12 protein-coding genes and 1 tRNA gene are annotated in these 15026 nt (G+C 70.7%); 12 read left to right on the top strand and 1 reads right to left on the bottom strand.

Annotation, left to right across the window (positions count from 1 at the left end):
- The first annotated feature begins 14 nt into the window (after positions 1-14).
- The 5 genes from AQJ46_RS41575 to AQJ46_RS41555 all read left to right on the top strand — a co-directional run bounded on the left by AQJ46_RS41575 (position 15) and on the right by AQJ46_RS41555 (position 4936).
- Positions 15-764, top strand: a complete 750-nt coding sequence (locus AQJ46_RS41575; protein WP_059210519.1) for a PIG-L deacetylase family protein — start codon at positions 15-17, stop codon at positions 762-764.
- Positions 761-1465 (top strand): 4-carboxy-4-hydroxy-2-oxoadipate aldolase/oxaloacetate decarboxylase, encoded by a 705-nt coding sequence (locus AQJ46_RS41570; protein WP_059210518.1) that lies wholly within the window; start codon positions 761-763, stop codon positions 1463-1465. Before AQJ46_RS41575 ends, AQJ46_RS41570 begins: the two co-directional genes overlap by 4 nt.
- Positions 1462-2547 (top strand): 4-oxalomesaconate tautomerase, encoded by a 1086-nt coding sequence (locus AQJ46_RS41565; protein WP_263972898.1) that lies wholly within the window; start codon positions 1462-1464, stop codon positions 2545-2547. Before AQJ46_RS41570 ends, AQJ46_RS41565 begins: the two co-directional genes overlap by 4 nt.
- Positions 2544-3494: a catechol 2,3-dioxygenase gene (locus tag AQJ46_RS41560; protein ID WP_059210517.1), complete on the top strand. Its 951-nt coding sequence runs from the start codon at positions 2544-2546 to the stop codon at positions 3492-3494. Before AQJ46_RS41565 ends, AQJ46_RS41560 begins: the two co-directional genes overlap by 4 nt.
- 116 nt (positions 3495-3610) lie before the next feature.
- On the top strand, positions 3611-4936 hold the full coding sequence (locus AQJ46_RS41555; protein ID WP_059210516.1) for an MFS transporter: 1326 nt from the start codon (positions 3611-3613) through the stop codon (positions 4934-4936).
- 17 nt (positions 4937-4953) lie between these two features.
- On the opposite strand, the gene AQJ46_RS41550 is transcribed toward AQJ46_RS41555, so the two are convergent.
- Positions 4954-5532 carry a TetR/AcrR family transcriptional regulator gene (locus tag AQJ46_RS41550; RefSeq protein WP_059210515.1) on the bottom strand — a complete coding sequence of 193 codons (579 nt, stop codon included), beginning with the start codon at positions 5530-5532 and terminating at the stop codon, positions 4954-4956.
- A gap of 175 nt (positions 5533-5707) precedes the next feature.
- On the opposite strand from AQJ46_RS41550, the gene AQJ46_RS41545 reads away from it, so the two are divergent.
- The 7 genes from AQJ46_RS41545 to AQJ46_RS41515 all read left to right on the top strand — a co-directional run bounded on the left by AQJ46_RS41545 (position 5708) and on the right by AQJ46_RS41515 (position 15025).
- Positions 5708-7135: an MFS transporter gene (locus AQJ46_RS41545; RefSeq protein WP_059210514.1), complete on the top strand. Its 1428-nt coding sequence runs from the start codon at positions 5708-5710 to the stop codon at positions 7133-7135.
- A gap of 81 nt (positions 7136-7216) precedes the next feature.
- Positions 7217-7290, top strand: a tRNA-Pro gene (locus AQJ46_RS41540).
- A 709-nt stretch (positions 7291-7999) separates the two neighbouring features.
- On the top strand, positions 8000-9478 hold the full coding sequence (locus AQJ46_RS41535) for a sugar transferase (protein ID WP_079072648.1): 1479 nt from the start codon (positions 8000-8002) through the stop codon (positions 9476-9478).
- An 82-nt stretch (positions 9479-9560) separates the two neighbouring features.
- Positions 9561-10877 (top strand): nucleotide sugar dehydrogenase, encoded by a 1317-nt coding sequence (locus tag AQJ46_RS41530; RefSeq protein ID WP_059210512.1) that lies wholly within the window; start codon positions 9561-9563, stop codon positions 10875-10877.
- On the top strand, positions 10867-12147 hold the full coding sequence (locus tag AQJ46_RS41525; RefSeq protein WP_079072647.1) for a glycosyltransferase family 4 protein: 1281 nt from the start codon (positions 10867-10869) through the stop codon (positions 12145-12147). The genes AQJ46_RS41530 and AQJ46_RS41525 overlap by 11 nt, the downstream gene beginning before the upstream one ends.
- Positions 12144-13511, top strand: coding sequence for a Wzz/FepE/Etk N-terminal domain-containing protein (locus AQJ46_RS41520; RefSeq protein WP_059210511.1), 1368 nt, complete (start codon positions 12144-12146; stop codon positions 13509-13511). The genes AQJ46_RS41525 and AQJ46_RS41520 overlap by 4 nt, the downstream gene beginning before the upstream one ends.
- Complete coding sequence (locus AQJ46_RS41515; protein ID WP_059210510.1) at positions 13508-15025, top strand: Wzz/FepE/Etk N-terminal domain-containing protein; 1518 nt, start codon at positions 13508-13510, stop codon at positions 15023-15025. Before AQJ46_RS41520 ends, AQJ46_RS41515 begins: the two co-directional genes overlap by 4 nt.
- Position 15026 lies beyond the last annotated feature (1 nt).

Raw genomic sequence — 15026 nt, 5'->3', positions numbered from 1 at the left:
AGGAGATGTCCGTAATGACGCAGTCAGGCGCGCCCGCCCCTCCACGTTCGACACTGGTGATCACCGCACATGCCGGGGACTTCGTGTGGCGGGCGGGCGGCGCCATCGCCCTGGCCGCCTCCCGGGGCGAGAAGGTCACCATCGCCTGTCTGACCTTCGGTGAACGGGGGGAGTCCGCCAAGGCCTGGCGCGAGGGCAGGAAACTCGACGAGATCAAGGCGATACGCCGGGACGAGGCCGAGCGCGCCGCCGCGACCCTCGGCGCCGAGGTGCGCTTCTTCGACGCCGGCGACTACCCGCTGGTCGCCACCGCCGAGTTGACCGACAGGCTCGTCGAGGTCTACCGGGCCACCCAGCCCGACGTCGTGCTCACCCACCCCGTCGAGGACCCGTACAACGGCGATCACCCGGCCGCCAACCGGATGGCCCTGGAGGCCCGGGTCCTGGCGCAGGCCATCGGCTACCCGGGCGAGGGCGAGATCATCGGCGCCCCGCCGGTCTTCTACTTCGAGCCCCACCAACCCGAGATGAGCGGTTTCAAGCCCGAGGTGCTCCTCGACATCACCGAGGTCTGGGAGACCAAGCGCAAGGCCATGGAGTGCCTCGGCGCCCAGCAGCACCTGTGGGACTACTACACCGACCTCGCCGTCCGCCGGGGCGTCCAGCTCAAGCGCAACGCGGGCCCCAACCTGGGTCTGGCCCACAAGACCATGGCCGAGGCGTACATGCGCCCCTACCCCCAGATCGCGAAGGAGCTGGCGTGACGGGCGTGATCGTCACCAACCCGCCGAAGGCGGACCTGAAGGACGTCGACGCGCTGGCGCGGTACGGCGTGGCCACCGTCAGCGAGGCGATGGGCCGAACCGGCCTGCTGGGCCCGGCCGTTCGCCCCGTCCAGCAGGGCGTACGGGTCGCGGGCACGGCCGTCACCGTGATCGGCTGGCCCGGCGACAACCTCATGATCCACGCGGCCGTCGAGCAGTGCGGCGAGGGCGACCTCCTCGTCGTCACCACCACCTCCCCGTGCACGGACGGCCTGTTCGGCGAACTGTTCGCGACCGCCCTGCAGCAGCGCGGGGTGCGCGGGGTCGTCACCAACACCGGCATCCGTGACACCCAGGAGCTGCGCGACATGGGTTTCGCCGCCTGGTCCCGCGCGGTCTCCTCGCAGGGCACGGTCAAGGCCACGGGCGGCTCGGTCAACGTGCCGATCGCCATCGACGGCCAGGTGATCCGCCCGGGAGACGTGATCCTCGCCGATGACGACGGTGTCGTGGTCGTCCCCCGCGAGCGCGCCCGAGAGACCATCGAGAGGTCCGAGGCCCGCGAGGCCAAGGAGGCCGCCACCCGCGCCGCCTTCGTCGAGGGCCAACTCGGCCTGGACCGCTATGGGTTGCGGGATACGCTGAAGAGGCTCGGTGTGGAGTACCGGACGTACGAGGAGTACGAGGGGGAGCAGCCGTGACCGAGGGGGTGCCCTGCCTGCTGATGCGGGGCGGTACTTCCAAGGGCGCCTACTTCCTCGCCGAGGACCTCCCCGCCGAACCCGCCCTGCGCGACGACCTGTTGCTGCGGATCATGGGCAGCCCGGACGAACGGCAGATCGACGGCCTGGGCGGCGCGCACCCGCTCACCAGCAAGGTCGCCGTGATCTCCCGGTCCACCGACCCGGAGGCCGACGTCGACTACCTCTTCCTCCAAGTCGTCGTCGACCGATCAGAAGTGAGCGACCGTCAGAACTGCGGGAACATCCTCGCCGGCGTCGGCCCGTTCGCCGTCGAGCGCGGACTCGTCCCGGCGGGGGAGCAGGAGACCTCCGTCCGGATCCGCATGGTCAACACCGGCGACCACGCGACCGCGACCTTCCCGACCCCCGGGGGCCGGGTGCGGTACACGGGGGGCGCCGAGATCTCGGGCGTGCCGGGGACGGCCGCGCCCGTGGTGATCGAGTTCCCGCCGGGCGCCGGAGAGTTGCTGCCCACCGGCAAGGCCGTCGACGTCATCGACGGCGTCGAGGTGACCTGCGTGAACAACGGCATGCCGACCGTCCTGATCGCGGCGGCCTCGCTCGAGGTCACCGGCTACGAGCGGCCCCGGGACCTGGAGGAGGACCTTGCCCTCGCCGACCGGCTGCATTCCCTACGGCTGGCGGCGGGCCGCCTGATGGGCCTCGGGGACGTGTCCGACGCCACGGTCCCCAAGCTCACGCTGCTCGCCACGCCGCGCGACGGCGGCGCGGTCACCACCCGCACCTTCATCCCCGTGCGCTGCCACACCTCCATCGGAGTCCTGGGCGCGGCCAGTGTGGCCGCGGGCCTGCGGATCGAGGGCGGTGTGGGCGCCGGCCTCGCGGCGATCGATCCCGGGAGCGACCGCGTCCGCATAGAACACCCCACGGGATTCCTGGACATCGAGAGCAGCCTGGCCGCCAACCCCGGCGGCCCGCCCTCCGCCCGGCGTACCGCCGTGGTCCGTACGGCCCGCAAGATCTTCGACGGCACCGTCTTCCCCCGGGCCGTCGACCGACCCACAGGAGGTCACGCATGACTCCGCCGCTCGGCGACATCGCCCACATCGGCCACACCCAGCTCTTCACCCCGGACCTGGACGCCAGCGTCGGCTTCTTCACCGACTACCTGGGCCTGACGGTCAACGGCCAGGACGGCGACACGGTGTACCTGCGGACCTACGACGACTACGAGCACCACAGCCTGGTGCTCACCGCCCGCGACCGGCCCGGCCTCGGCAGGCTCGCCCTGCGCACCTCCGGCGAGGAGGCACTGCACCGCCGTATCAAGGCGGTTGAGGATTCGGGCGGCACGGGCAGGTGGGTCGAGGACGAACCCGGCCTGGGCAAGCTGTACGTCACCATCGACCCCGACGGCCATGAGCACGCCCTCTACTGGGAGAGCGAGTACTACCGGGCCCCCGAGGAGCTCCGGCCGGCGCTGAAGAACCAGCCGCAGGCCAAGCCCAACAGGGGAGTGGGCGTACGGCGGCTGGACCACATCAACTTCCTCGCCGCCGACGTGCTCGCCAACGCCGAGTTCCAGCAGGACGTCCTCGGCGCCCGGCCCACCGAGCAGATCCGGCTGGACAGCGGGAAGATCGCGGCGCGCTGGCTGACGTACACGAACAAGTCGTACGACGTCGTCTACACGTCGGACTGGACCGGCAGCGAGGGACGGCTGCACCACATCGCCTTCGCGACAGACACCCGCGAGGACATCCTGCGCGCGGCCGATCTCGCCATCGACACCGGCGTGTTCATCGAGACGGGCCCCCACAAGCACGCCATCCAGCAGACGTTCTTCCTGTACGTCTACGAGCCCGGCGGCAACCGCATCGAGCTGTGCAACCCGCTCACCCGGCTGGTGCTGGCGCCCGACTGGCCGCTCGTCACCTGGACCGAGGAGGAGCGGAAGAAGGGGCAGGCCTGGGGGCTGAAGACCATCGAGTCGTTCCACACGCACGGGACGCCGCCGGTCGGCTGAGGCGTTCGGAGCCACCTCCCCGGGATTGATTGTCGATGAGATTGTTGACAAAAGCGTTGACACTCCGGAGGTGGCTCCTTAGCGTCTGGCGCACCACGTACGAGAGGCAACCAACGATGTCTTCCTCCCCCTCCCCGCTCCTGTCCGCCCGCGGCAGCCGGCTGGCCCTCCTGGTCGTCGGTCTGTGCTGGCTGGCCGTGCTCTTCGACGGGCTCGACATGTTCATCTACGGCTCGGTGCTGCCGCACCTGCTGGAGACCAGGACCTTCGGCCTCACCGCGGACCAGGCCGGCGACCTCGGCAGCTACGCCACCTTCGGCATGCTGGTCGGCGCCCTCGTCGCCGGCACGATCGCCGACCGGATCGGGCGCAAGAAGCTGATGGTCTCCTGCGTGACCCTCTTTTCGCTGGCCTCCGGCGCGTGCGCGCTGGCCGACAGCGTCACGGTCTTCGGCCTCGGCCGGACCCTGGCGGGCGTCGGCCTCGGCGGCCTGCTGCCGACCGCGATCAGCATGGTCTCGGACTACGCCCCGCGCGGCCGCGGCGCCATCGTCATCGGCCTGCTGATGACCGCCCACCACGCCGGCGGCATCCTCTCCGCCTACGTCGCCAAGTGGCTCATCGATCCGGTCGGCTGGCGTGCCGCCTTCTGGGTCTGCGTGCTCCCGCTGCTCTTCGCCCCGGTGCTGGCGAAGCTGCTGCCCGAATCGCTGAGCTTCCTGGTCGCCAAGGGCCGCGGCGAGGAGGCCAGGGCGCTCGCCGAGCGGTACGACGTCGAGGTGCCGGCCGCCAGGACCGGCGGCGCCGGTGACCGCTGGACCAACCTGGCCAACCTCTTCCGCGGCAACGAGTGGATCCAGACCCTGCTCTACTGGGTGGCCTCCTTCGGCGGTCTGCTCCTCGTCTACGGCGTCGCCACCTGGCTGCCCACCCTGATGCGGGCCGAGGGCTACGAGCTGGGCTCCGCCCTGTCCTTCGTGGTCGTCTTCAACCTCGGCGGCATCGTGGGCATGCTGGTCGCGGGCCGGGCCGCCGACCGCTTCGGCGCTCCGCGCGTCTCCGCGCTCTGGTTCGCGCTCACCGCCGCCGGCGTCTTCCTGCTGAGCATCCACATGGACATGACCGTGACGATGATCGTCGTCTTCTTCACGGGCGTCTTCCTCAACAGTGCCCAGACGATGATCTACGCGACGGTGTCCATCCGCTCCGACGCTGACAACCGCGCGACCGCGGTCGGCTGGACCTCCGGCATGGGCCGCTTCGGCGCCGTCTTCGGTCCATGGCTGGGTGGACAGCTCCTCGCCTCGGGCTACGGCGACTGGGGCTTCACCGCCTTCGCCATCGCCGGTGTGTCGTCCATGGTCTTCATCGGCATCGCCGCCCTGCGCAGCCCCCAGCAGACGGCCACGGGCAGCGAGCGGGAACTGGTCGCCGCGCACTGACCCGGGCGCGCCCCGGCTCAGCGCGACACGCGAACCCCGTCCAGCGCGATCGACAACACCCGATCGCGCTGGACGTCGTCGTCGAAGGCCGTCGCCGTGATGCCGGCGACCATGCGCAACAGGTCCACGAAGTCCATGTCCCGCCGCGCCTGGCCCGCCTCCTGCGCCCGTTCGAGCAATGGCCCGCCCGCCGCGTACATCGACTCCCGGCAGGCCGCGAAGATCTCCGACTCGTCGTTGAGGGCCTCGCGGACGGCTCGCTTGGTCACCATGTAGCCCGCGAACCGGTCGAGCCAGGCCGTGAGGGCCTGCCAGGGCTCCTGGTCGGCGAGTTCCTGGGCCACCTGCACCAGGGTGTTCACGTCGTCCGCGTAGACCGTCTCGAAGAGATGGCGGCGGGTGGGGAAGTTCCGGTACAGCGTGCCGATGCCCACGCCCGCCCGGCGGGCGATGTCCTCCAGGGAGGCCTCCGACCCGTGCTCCGCGAACGCCTCGCGGGCGGCGGCCAGCAGGGCGTCGTAGTTGCGGGCGGCGTCCTTCCGGTGGGGCCTGCGGGACGCGACGATCTCGGTGATGGGGAACGACGGGGCGGTCACGGCTGCCTCCCGGGGATGAAACGGAGGTGTACCTCCGGTACGGGTTGAAGCGGAGGCGTGCCTCCGCTAGAGTGGAGGCGCACCTCCACTTTAGCAGTCGGGGTGCCTCCATCGTCCTTTCCGCGACCGCTTCCCACGAGGCTCCGGCCGCACTCTGTGTTCGGAGAGGCTCTTCATGCCCCGCAAGTCCACCCGTCTCACCTTCGCGGTCCTCGCGACCGGTGCCGGCGTGTTCTCCATGCTCCAGTCGCTGATCGCGCCGGCCCTGCCGACCGTCCAGCACGCGCTGCACACCTCGCAGTCCACCGCGACCTGGGTGATGACCGCGTATCTGCTGTCCGCCTCGATCTTCACGCCGATCCTCGGCCGCGTCGGCGACCTGATCGGCAAGAAGCGCACGCTCGTCGCCGTCCTGGTGACCGTGGCGCTCGGCTGTCTCCTGGCCGCGCTCGCGCCGAGCATCGGCGTCCTCATCGTCGCCCGGGTCGTCCAGGGTGTCGGCGGCGCCCTCTTCCCGCTCTCCTTCGGCATCATCCGGGACGAGTTCGCCGCGTCCGAGGTGAGCGGCTCCATCAGCAACCTCTCCGCCGTGATCGCCGCCGGCGGTGGCGTCGGCATGGTCGCGGCCGGTCCCATCGTGACCGCGCTCGACTACCGCTGGCTGTTCTGGATCCCGGTCGCCATCGTGATCGCCGCCACGCTCATCGCCGTACGGTATGTCCCCGAGTCGCCCAACAGGGCGCAGGGCAACGTCAATTGGCTCGGTGCCGTCCTGCTGTCCGCGTGGCTGGTCGCGCTGCTGCTGCCGCTCAGCCAGGCGGGCACGTGGGGCTGGGGCTCGGCCCGGGTGCTCGGTCTGTTCGGCGCGGCCGTCGTGCTGTTCGCGCTGTGGCTCTACTCCGAGGCCCGCTCCCGCAGCCCGCTGATCGACCTGAAGGTGATGCGCCTGCCCGCCGTCCGGACCACCAACGCCGCGGCGCTGCTCTTCGGCGCCGGGATGTACTCGATCTGGTCCTTCCTGCCGGGCTTCGTCCAGACGCCGCCGTCGGCCGGGTACGGCTTCGGCGCGAGCGTCACCGCCGCCGGGCTGCTCATGCTGCCGATGCTGGTGGCGATGTTCTTCTCCGGAGTGCTCAGCGGCCGTCTGGAGCCGGTCGTCGGCGCCAAGTCCCTTCTGGTGACCGGTGCCGCGCTGGGCGCGGTGGCCTGCGGCTTCCTCGCCCTCTGGCACGACGAGCAGTGGCAGATCGCCGTGGTCGCGGGCCTGTTCGGCCTCGGCATCGGGCTCGCCTTCGCCTCCATGGCCAACCTGATCGTGGGCAGCGTCCCGGCCGACCAGACCGGCGCCGCGACCGGCATGAACGCCAACATCCGCACCATCGGCGGCTCCATCGGCGCGGCCGTCACCAGCGTCCTGGTCACGGGGCATCTGCAGTCCTCGGGACTGCCGTACGAGTCCGGCTACACCCATGGCTTCACCCTGCTGGCGGTGCTGTGCCTGGCGGCGGCGCTGGCGGCCCTGCTGGTTCCGGTACGGCGGGCCGGGCGCCGGGTCGTCACCGGGACCACGGAGCTTCGCGAGCCGGTCGCCACCCGGGGCTGACCTTCCGACAGTCGGTCCGGCCGCGCGTGTGGGGTAGGGTTCACCTGCGCGATCACACGGAACATCCGTGGGAGACGCGGCCGGGACGTGGCGCAGCTTGGTAGCGCACTTGACTGGGGGTCAAGGGGTCGCAGGTTCAAATCCTGTCGTCCCGACGGTCGAAGGGTCTTCGCGGGCGGGAGCCTGCGGGGGCCCTTTTCGCATGAGTCGTGTCCGGTCTCCGGCCGGCGGCATGTGGCCGTCCACGAGGCCCCCCGCTGAGGCGAGTTGAACCGGCTGCATAACCGGGCGGTCATCCCGCGGGACGTCGTCCTGCAACCCGAGACCGTCGTCATCGCAGGTCAGGAGGCCCGTCTTTGTGGTCGAAGCGCCCGCTGCGGTGAGGGCTCCATTGTCCCATCTCCAAATCGTAAGCACATATTCCACACATCCCCCTCTGCAGACGGGGGTCGATGGTCTAGATTGACCTTGCTGCCCATGCTGGGACACGAGCGACAAATAGCGATCTATGAGCCCAGTGCTGCGGACGTTAAGAAGAAACGTCTCGGCGCCAGGCTCGGGGGTGATCAGTTTTTGGAGCCCGAGGGGGCTTCGGGTGTGGGGTTCATCCGAGGTTTCGGTGGGTTCGCGCGCAACTCGCGAATCTGGCGGGACGTTCAAGTCCGCTGCCGCCAGGGTGAGTTGCTCACGTAGCGCTGAAGTGTCCGGCATGTCAGGCGCGGGGGGCGGTGCCTCCTGGGAGAGGAACAGCGCGGCGCGGGGCGGGGGCCCTGCGAGGGGAGAAACTTTGCGGGAGGGGGGCCTCCCGGGGGGAGGAACGGTGTCTGGCAACCACGTCGTACCACTGGGGACCTGGGGGGTTCTGTGCGGCAGGGGGGAATAGTCGGCCCCTTTCCGTCGGCGCACGAGCGTCTGACGAAAGGGGCGATCAGCCGGTCGGCGAACGACTGGGAGCAGCGGTACCGCCGTACCGTGATCATCAGCGATACCGTGGCCACCGCCGTCGTGGTGGAGGGGATCGGCAACTTCTTCGGGGTCCGGGACGCGGCCAACTGGCACGAGAAATGGGGCATACTCGCCGTCGGCACCGAGCTGCTGGTGCTGGGGGCGCTTGCGGTCGGCCGGGCGTGGGCTCCGGCCGTACTCGGCCAGGGTGCCGAGGAATTCCGTCGGCTGGGGCGCTCGCTGTTCGCGGCGACCGTCGTGCTGGCGCTCGGCGGGATCGCCCTCACCTCACGCAACATCAAACTCTGGATCTTCGTCGCGATCCCGGCGATCGCGCTGGTCACCATGACCGCGCGGTATGTCCTTCGCCTCAGGCTGCACAGACAGCGCAAGGAAGGACAGTGCCTGAGACCGGTGCTCGCCGCCGGGAGCCCGGACACCGTGCGCGACCTGATCACCCGCACCCGCAAGTTCCCGCACCTCGGCTGGCGGGTGGACGGGGTGTGCACGACGGATGGCCTCGGACTCGAGGGTGACGAACTGGACGGAGTGCCGGTCGTCGGCCGGCTGGAGGACGTCGCCAAGCACGTTCACCACGACGGCTACCGTGTCGTCGCGGTCACACCCGACCCGCACTGGACACCGCACCGCCTGCAGCGGCTGGCCTGGAACCTCGAGGGCAGCGATGCCGAGATGGTCGTGGCCCCCGTACTGATGGAGGTGGCCGGCCCGCGGCTGCACGTCGACGCGGTGCTGGGGATCCCGCTGTTGCGGGTCAGCATGCCGACCTTCACCGGTGGCCGCCGGGCGATCAAAGCGGTCGTGGACCGGGTGGGCGCGGCGATCCTGCTGACGCTGTTCGCGCCGCTGATGGCGCTCGTCGCGCTGCTCGTGCTGGCGGACAGCCGGGGCGGAGCGTTCTACCGCCAGCGCAGGGTCGGCAAGGACGGCCGCGAGTTCACCATTCTCAAGTTCCGCACCATGGTCCCCGGGGCTGACGGCGCACGTGCCGAGCTGGTCGACCTCAACGAGGGCGCAGGGCTGCTGTTCAAGCTTCGCCGGGATCCGCGGGTGACCCGGGTGGGCACGGTGCTGCGCCGGTACTCGCTCGACGAACTCCCGCAGCTCTTCAACGTACTGACCGGATCGATGTCGCTCGTCGGCCCGCGGCCTCCGCTGCCGGAGGAGTGCGCCGCGTACGACCCGGACATCCGGCGGCGGCTGCTGGTCAAGCCCGGACTCACCGGCCTGTGGCAGATCAGCGGACGCAGCGACCTGCCGTGGGAGGAGGCGGTCCGCCTCGACCTGCGGTACGTGGAGGACTGGTCGCTGGCCCTGGACACAGTGATCTTGTGGAAGACGCTGCGTGCGGTGCTGCACGGGCAGGGGGCGTACTGATGCGCGAGGGACTGCTGCTCAACCGTCCCGTCGGGGCGCTAACCGCAGGCCACAAGGGCCTGCCTGGGGGAGGGGACGCGTCATGAAGGTCAGCGTTTTCGGGCTCGGCTATGTGGGCTGCGTTTCGGCCGCGTGCCTGGCCAGCATGGGCCACGAGGTCATCGGCGTCGATGTGAACCAGGTGAAGGTCGACCTGGTCAACGACGGCAAGGCCCCGGTGGTCGAGGAGCGGATCGGCGAGCTCATCAGCGAGGTCGTGCGGACCGGAGCGCTGCGCGCCACCGCCGACGTCCGCGAGGCGATCATGGACAGCGAGGTGTCGCTGGTCTGCGTGGGCACCCCGTCGGAGCCCAACGGCAGCCTGTGCACCACGTACTTGGAGCGGGTCACCGAGGAGATCGGCGCGGCGCTGGCCGAGCGGGGCGGGCGGCACACCGTGGTGTTCCGCAGCACCATGCTCCCGGGCACCTGCCTGAACCTGCTGGTACCGATCCTGGAGAAGTACGTCGGCGGCACCGCCGGGGTGGACGTAGGGGTCGCGGTCAATCCGGAGTTCCTGCGCGAGGGCACGAGCGTGCGGGACTTCTTCGACCCGCCCAAGACCGTCATCGGCGAGCTCGACCCGGCAAGCGGCGACGCGGTGCTGGCCCTGTACGACGGCCTGCCCGGCGAGGTGTTCCGGGTGCCGGTCCCGACGGCCGAGGCGATCAAGTACGCGGACAACGCGTTCCACGGCCTCAAGATCGGCTTCGCGAACGAACTGGGCGCGGTGTGCCAGGCGCTCGGGGTGGACTCGCACCAGGTGATGGACGTCTTCCTGGCCGACCGCAAGTTGAACATCAGCCCCGCCTACCTGCGGCCCGGCTTCGCCTTCGGCGGCTCCTGCCTGCCCAAGGACCTGCGCAGCCTGGTCCACGCGGCACAGCGGGCCGACATCTCGGTGCCCATCCTCGCCCACGTGCTGCCCTCCAACTCCGCGCATCTGCAACGCGCGGTGGACCTGGTCGAGCGCACCGGCAAGCGCCGGGTGGGCCTGTTCGGGCTGTCCTTCAAACCCGGCACCGACGACCTCCGCGAGAGCCCGCTCGTCGAGCTGGCGGAGAGGCTCTTCGGCAAGGGGTACGACCTCAAGATCTACGACGCCAACGTGAGCCTCTCCCGGCTGATCGGCGCGAACCGCGAGTACATCGAGACCCGGCTGCCGCACCTCGCGCAACTGCTGGCGAGCTCCGTCGACGAGGTGCTCGAGCACGCCGAGGTGTGCCTGGTCGGGACCAAGGATCCGGCCGTCCTGTCGGCGCTGCCCCATGGCGACGACCCGGTGATCGTCGACCTCATCCACCTTCCCGACGCCGAGACGCGTCGGACCGAACCGGGGTACATAGGCCTTGCTTGGTAACACGTCCTTTGATGACACAGCCGGCGGCGACGGGTCGAACCGACGCGCGCTGATCCTGGTGGAGAACCTGTCGGTGCCGTTCGACCGGCGTGTGTGGCAGGAGTGCACGACGCTGCGCGACGCGGGCTGGACGGTGCACGTCATCTGTCCTCAGGGGGAGAAGCGGGACACGGAGCCGGAGGCGGAGATCGACGGGGTGCGCATCCATCGCTACCCGTTGCGCGCGGCCACCGGAGGACCGGCCGGCTACCTGCGGGAATACGGGTCGGCGCTGTGGCACACGGTCCGGCTGGCCCGCAAGGTCGGCCCGGTCGACGTGGTCCACGCCTGCAACCCGCCCGACCTGCTGTTCCTGCCGGCACTGTGGCTGAAGCGGCGCGGCGCGCGGTTCGTCTTCGACCAGCACGACCTGGTACCGGAGCTGTACCTCTCCCGGTTCGACCGCGGCGAAGACCTGCTCTACCGCGCCGTCTGCGCGCTGGAACGGCGGACCTACCGGGCCGCGGACATCGTCCTCGCCACGAACGAGAGCTACCGCGACGTAGCGATGCGCCGTGGCGGCCGGCGGCCGGAAGAGGTTTTCGTGGTGCGCAGCGCGCCCGCGATCGAGCGGTTCCAACCGGTGCCGCCAGAGCCGGAGTTGAAGCGCGGCAAGCCTCATCTGCTGTGCTATCTCGGGGTCATGGGCCCGCAGGACGGCGTCGACTACGCCTTGCGGGCCCTCGCGAAGCTGCGGGACGAGTTCGGGCGGACCGACTGGCACGCGGTGTTCGTCGGCGCCGGCGACGCCTTCGACGCGATGGTGGAGCTTTCCCGGCAGCTCGGGCTCTCCGAGCAGGTGCAGTTCACCGGGCGCATTCCGGACGCCGACCTGGTGCGCTACCTGTCCACCGCGGACGTGTGCCTTTCTCCCGACCCGCGCAATCCGCTCAATGACGTGTCGACCATGAACAAGGTCCTGGAGTACATGGCGATGGGCCGTGCGATCGTCTCCTTCGACCTGAAGGAGGCGCGCGTCTCCGCCGGTGACGCCGCCGTCTACGCGCCCGCCAACGACGAGGCCGAGTTCGCCAAGCTCATCACGCTGCTGCTCGACGATCCGGAGAAGCGGGCCGAGATGGGCGAGATCGGTCAGGAGCGGGTCAGCGGTCCGCTCTCCTGGCGCAACTCGCAAGCCTCGCTGCTCGCCGCCTACGCCGCTGCCTGCGGTGACCGCACTCCGGTGGCGGCCGGCAAGGCGGTCCGGACGAGGAAGAGGCCGGGGCGTTGAACGAGGACACGATTCGTCTGGTCACGATCGGGCGGATGCTCCGTCGGCGGTGGCGCCTTCTCGTCGCCCTCGCCCTGGTGGGCGCACTCGTCGGCTACGGCGCCTCCGTGCTGTTCCCGCCGCGATACATGGCGTCGGCATCGGTCCTGTTGCCGGGGCAGTGGGAGGAGCGCGAGCTGCTCACCCAGGTGGACGTCGCGACCAGTTCGACGGTGGTGGACCAGGCGGCCACCGCTCTCGACTGGAGCGGCGTCAGCGGCACCGATCTGCGGGATCGCGTGAGCGCCAAGACCTCCGACGGGAACATCATCAAGATCTCGGGTACGGCCGACACCCCGAAGCGGGCGCAGCAGCTCTCCGACCAGGTGGCCCAGCAGTTCGTCAAGTTCGCCGCGCATGTCTCGGGCGGCAGCACCGGCTCCGCGGCGGCCACGGGAGCCGAGGCGCTGCGCAAGCAGGTGAAGGAGACCAACCGCCGCATCAGCGACCTGGCCAAGGCGGCCGATCCGGGGCAGACCGTGGAGAGCGTGCAGGCCCGCACCGCGCTCGAGAGCCTGCGCACCTCGCTGGAGGATGCCATGCAGAAGCTGGACCAGGCCGACCCGTCGACCAACAAGGCCGGCATGGTCGTCATGGGCCCGGCACCCCGGCCGACCGGCGAGGAGCCCCCGACGAGGGTGCAGCTCGTCGGGGGCGGGGCACTGCTGTTCTTCCTGCTCTCGGTCATCGGCCATCTCGTTGCCGCCCGGATGAACCGCCGGCTGCGCACCGAACCGGAGATCGCCGCGGCGCTGGGCTCGGCGGTCCTCGGCACCGTGGACGTGCCGGGTGAACGGGGCGCGCAAAGGCGGGAAGGCGGGGGCCCACGGGCCTGGATCCGCCGATTCCTCGGCGTCGACACCCGGTGGGACCTACCCGTTCCGCAGCGGTCCGGCGACGAGGCGGACAGACGAATCCGCTACCGGCGGGTGTGCGCCCGCCTCCGGGAGCAGCTGCCGAACCCCCGGCGGCTGCTGGTCGTCGTACCGGACGGTGACGAGATCGCCATCCGGGCCGCCGGACAGCTCGTCGCCGAGGCCAAGAGCGATCCGCAGCTGCGGATGGTGGAGGTTTCCGTGGACCGGCCGACGGTGCCGGACCGAGTCAACGAGTCCGGTGCCGTGGTCGTCCTCAGCGCGGGCAGCTGGACCGCGGAAGAGCTCGCCGGTATCGCCGAGGCGTGCGCGGACGGCAGGCACGAGGTCGTCGGCGTCGTCGTCGCCGGCATGGTCCAGGCCCGCCCCACGCGCTCGGTCGGCCAGCTTCCGGACGACGCCACCCTGGCGCTCGCGATGCCCGGCCACGCGACGGGAGGTTCGGCGTGACGACAAGTGCAACTCCGGAGTCGTCGGCTGCCACTCCGCTCATCGACCTGCAGGCGCTGGTGGTGGCGGTGCGCAGGCGCCGCCGTCTCTGGTCCGCCATGGCGCTGCTCGGACTGCTGGCCGGCACGGCGGTGGCGGTCCTGATGCCGCCGCCGCCGACCGCGGTGACCAAGGTGCTGGTCGCGCACGCGGAGGACCAGCCGAACGACCCCGGAACGCTGATCAACACCGACGTCCAGCTGCTGGGGACCACGCGAATCGCCGCAGCGGCCCTGCAGTCCCTCAAGTCCCCGGAAAAACCGGAGGACTTCATGAGGGACTACCGGGGCGCCGGCCTCAGCAACAACCTGCTGCAGATCACTGTGACAGGTGACAGCCAGGCGGACGCCGTGGCCCGGGCCAAGGCGCTGGCCGACGCGTTCGTCGCGGACCATGTGAAGCGGGTCCGGGACACCGCGAAGGCCGAGGCCAACGCCCTGGTCGACCAGGAAAACCGCATGCGGAGCGAACTGGCCAAGATCAACAAGGAGATCGGGGACTCGCCGGAGAGCGACCCGGAGGCGTCGGCGAGCCTTGAGACGCTCTTCGCCCGCCGCGCCGAACTCAACTCACGAATCGCCGACTTCGATCAGCGCGCCGCGGAGGCACGCATCGGCACGCCCAACGTCATCGCCGGCACACAGATCGTGGACGCCCCGCGCGCGGTGCGGCAGTCCCTGCCCAAGGCGGCCGCCACCGACGCCGCGATCGGGCTCGTCCTCGGGCTCGTCCTCGGGCTCGCGCTGGCCGCGGTCGGGGTTGTGGTGACGGACCGCCCCGTGCTGCGCCGGGACATCGCGGCGAACCTGGGCGCCTCGGTCATCGCCGAGCTGCCCCGCCGCTTGGGCGGGCTGGGGCGGCGCCGACGGACCCGGGCGACACGCGAACGGCTCACCGCGACCCTCGCCCGTACCGTGCGTGGATCCGCGGAACCGGTGTCGCTGCTGGAACTGGGCTGTGCGCGCAATGCGAGCGTGATCGCCCTGGACCTCGCCAGGGCGATGACGGCGGAGGGTCCGGTCGTCATCGTCGACGGTCTGCCCGGCCCGCACCTCGCGAACCACCGCCCGCAGCCAGGAGACCCCACCGTGGTCAGCGGCGAGCGCGCCGCGGCCGTGCCGCCTCAGCAGCGCCGGCTCGGCGTCGGCTCGGTGGCGCCCGGCACGGCGTGGACCGACCTGCAGTACCTCGGCACCCAGACCGTGCTCATGGTGCGGGCCGGGCACGCCACCGCCGCATGGCTCCACACGGTGGCGCGGCAGCTCGCGGACCAGCGCATCCCGGTGATCGGTGTGGTGCTGATCGACCCCGATCCGCGTGACCGGACCGACGGCACGCTGTGGGACGGGCTGCACACCGCGCTGCGCGGCCGGAGCGAGCGGCCGGCCCGGCAGAACGGGACGGGCCGGCGGCGGTTGGAGCGGGAGCCGGTGTGGGCCGCACAGGGCCCGGACAACGACCAGGAAGCGCGGTAGG

It is taken from the genome of Streptomyces canus, from assembly GCF_001514145.1.
Taxonomy (GTDB): Bacteria; Actinomycetota; Actinomycetes; order Streptomycetales; family Streptomycetaceae; genus Streptomyces; species Streptomyces canus.
This window is presented reverse-complemented; position numbering and strand designations above follow the sequence as displayed.

What these genes read in the sequence shown, in the direction of transcription:
- AQJ46_RS41575 (WP_059210519.1), top strand. Translation starts at nt 15, where the DNA reads ATGACGCAGTCAGGCGCGCCCGCCCCTCCACGTTCGACACTGGTGATC.
- AQJ46_RS41560 (WP_059210517.1), top strand. Translation starts at nt 2,544, where the DNA reads ATGACTCCGCCGCTCGGCGACATCGCCCACATCGGCCACACCCAGCTC.
- AQJ46_RS41555 (WP_059210516.1), top strand. Translation starts at nt 3,611, where the DNA reads ATGTCTTCCTCCCCCTCCCCGCTCCTGTCCGCCCGCGGCAGCCGGCTG.
- AQJ46_RS41545 (WP_059210514.1), top strand. Translation starts at nt 5,708, where the DNA reads ATGCCCCGCAAGTCCACCCGTCTCACCTTCGCGGTCCTCGCGACCGGT.
- AQJ46_RS41530 (WP_059210512.1), top strand. Translation starts at nt 9,561, where the DNA reads ATGAAGGTCAGCGTTTTCGGGCTCGGCTATGTGGGCTGCGTTTCGGCC.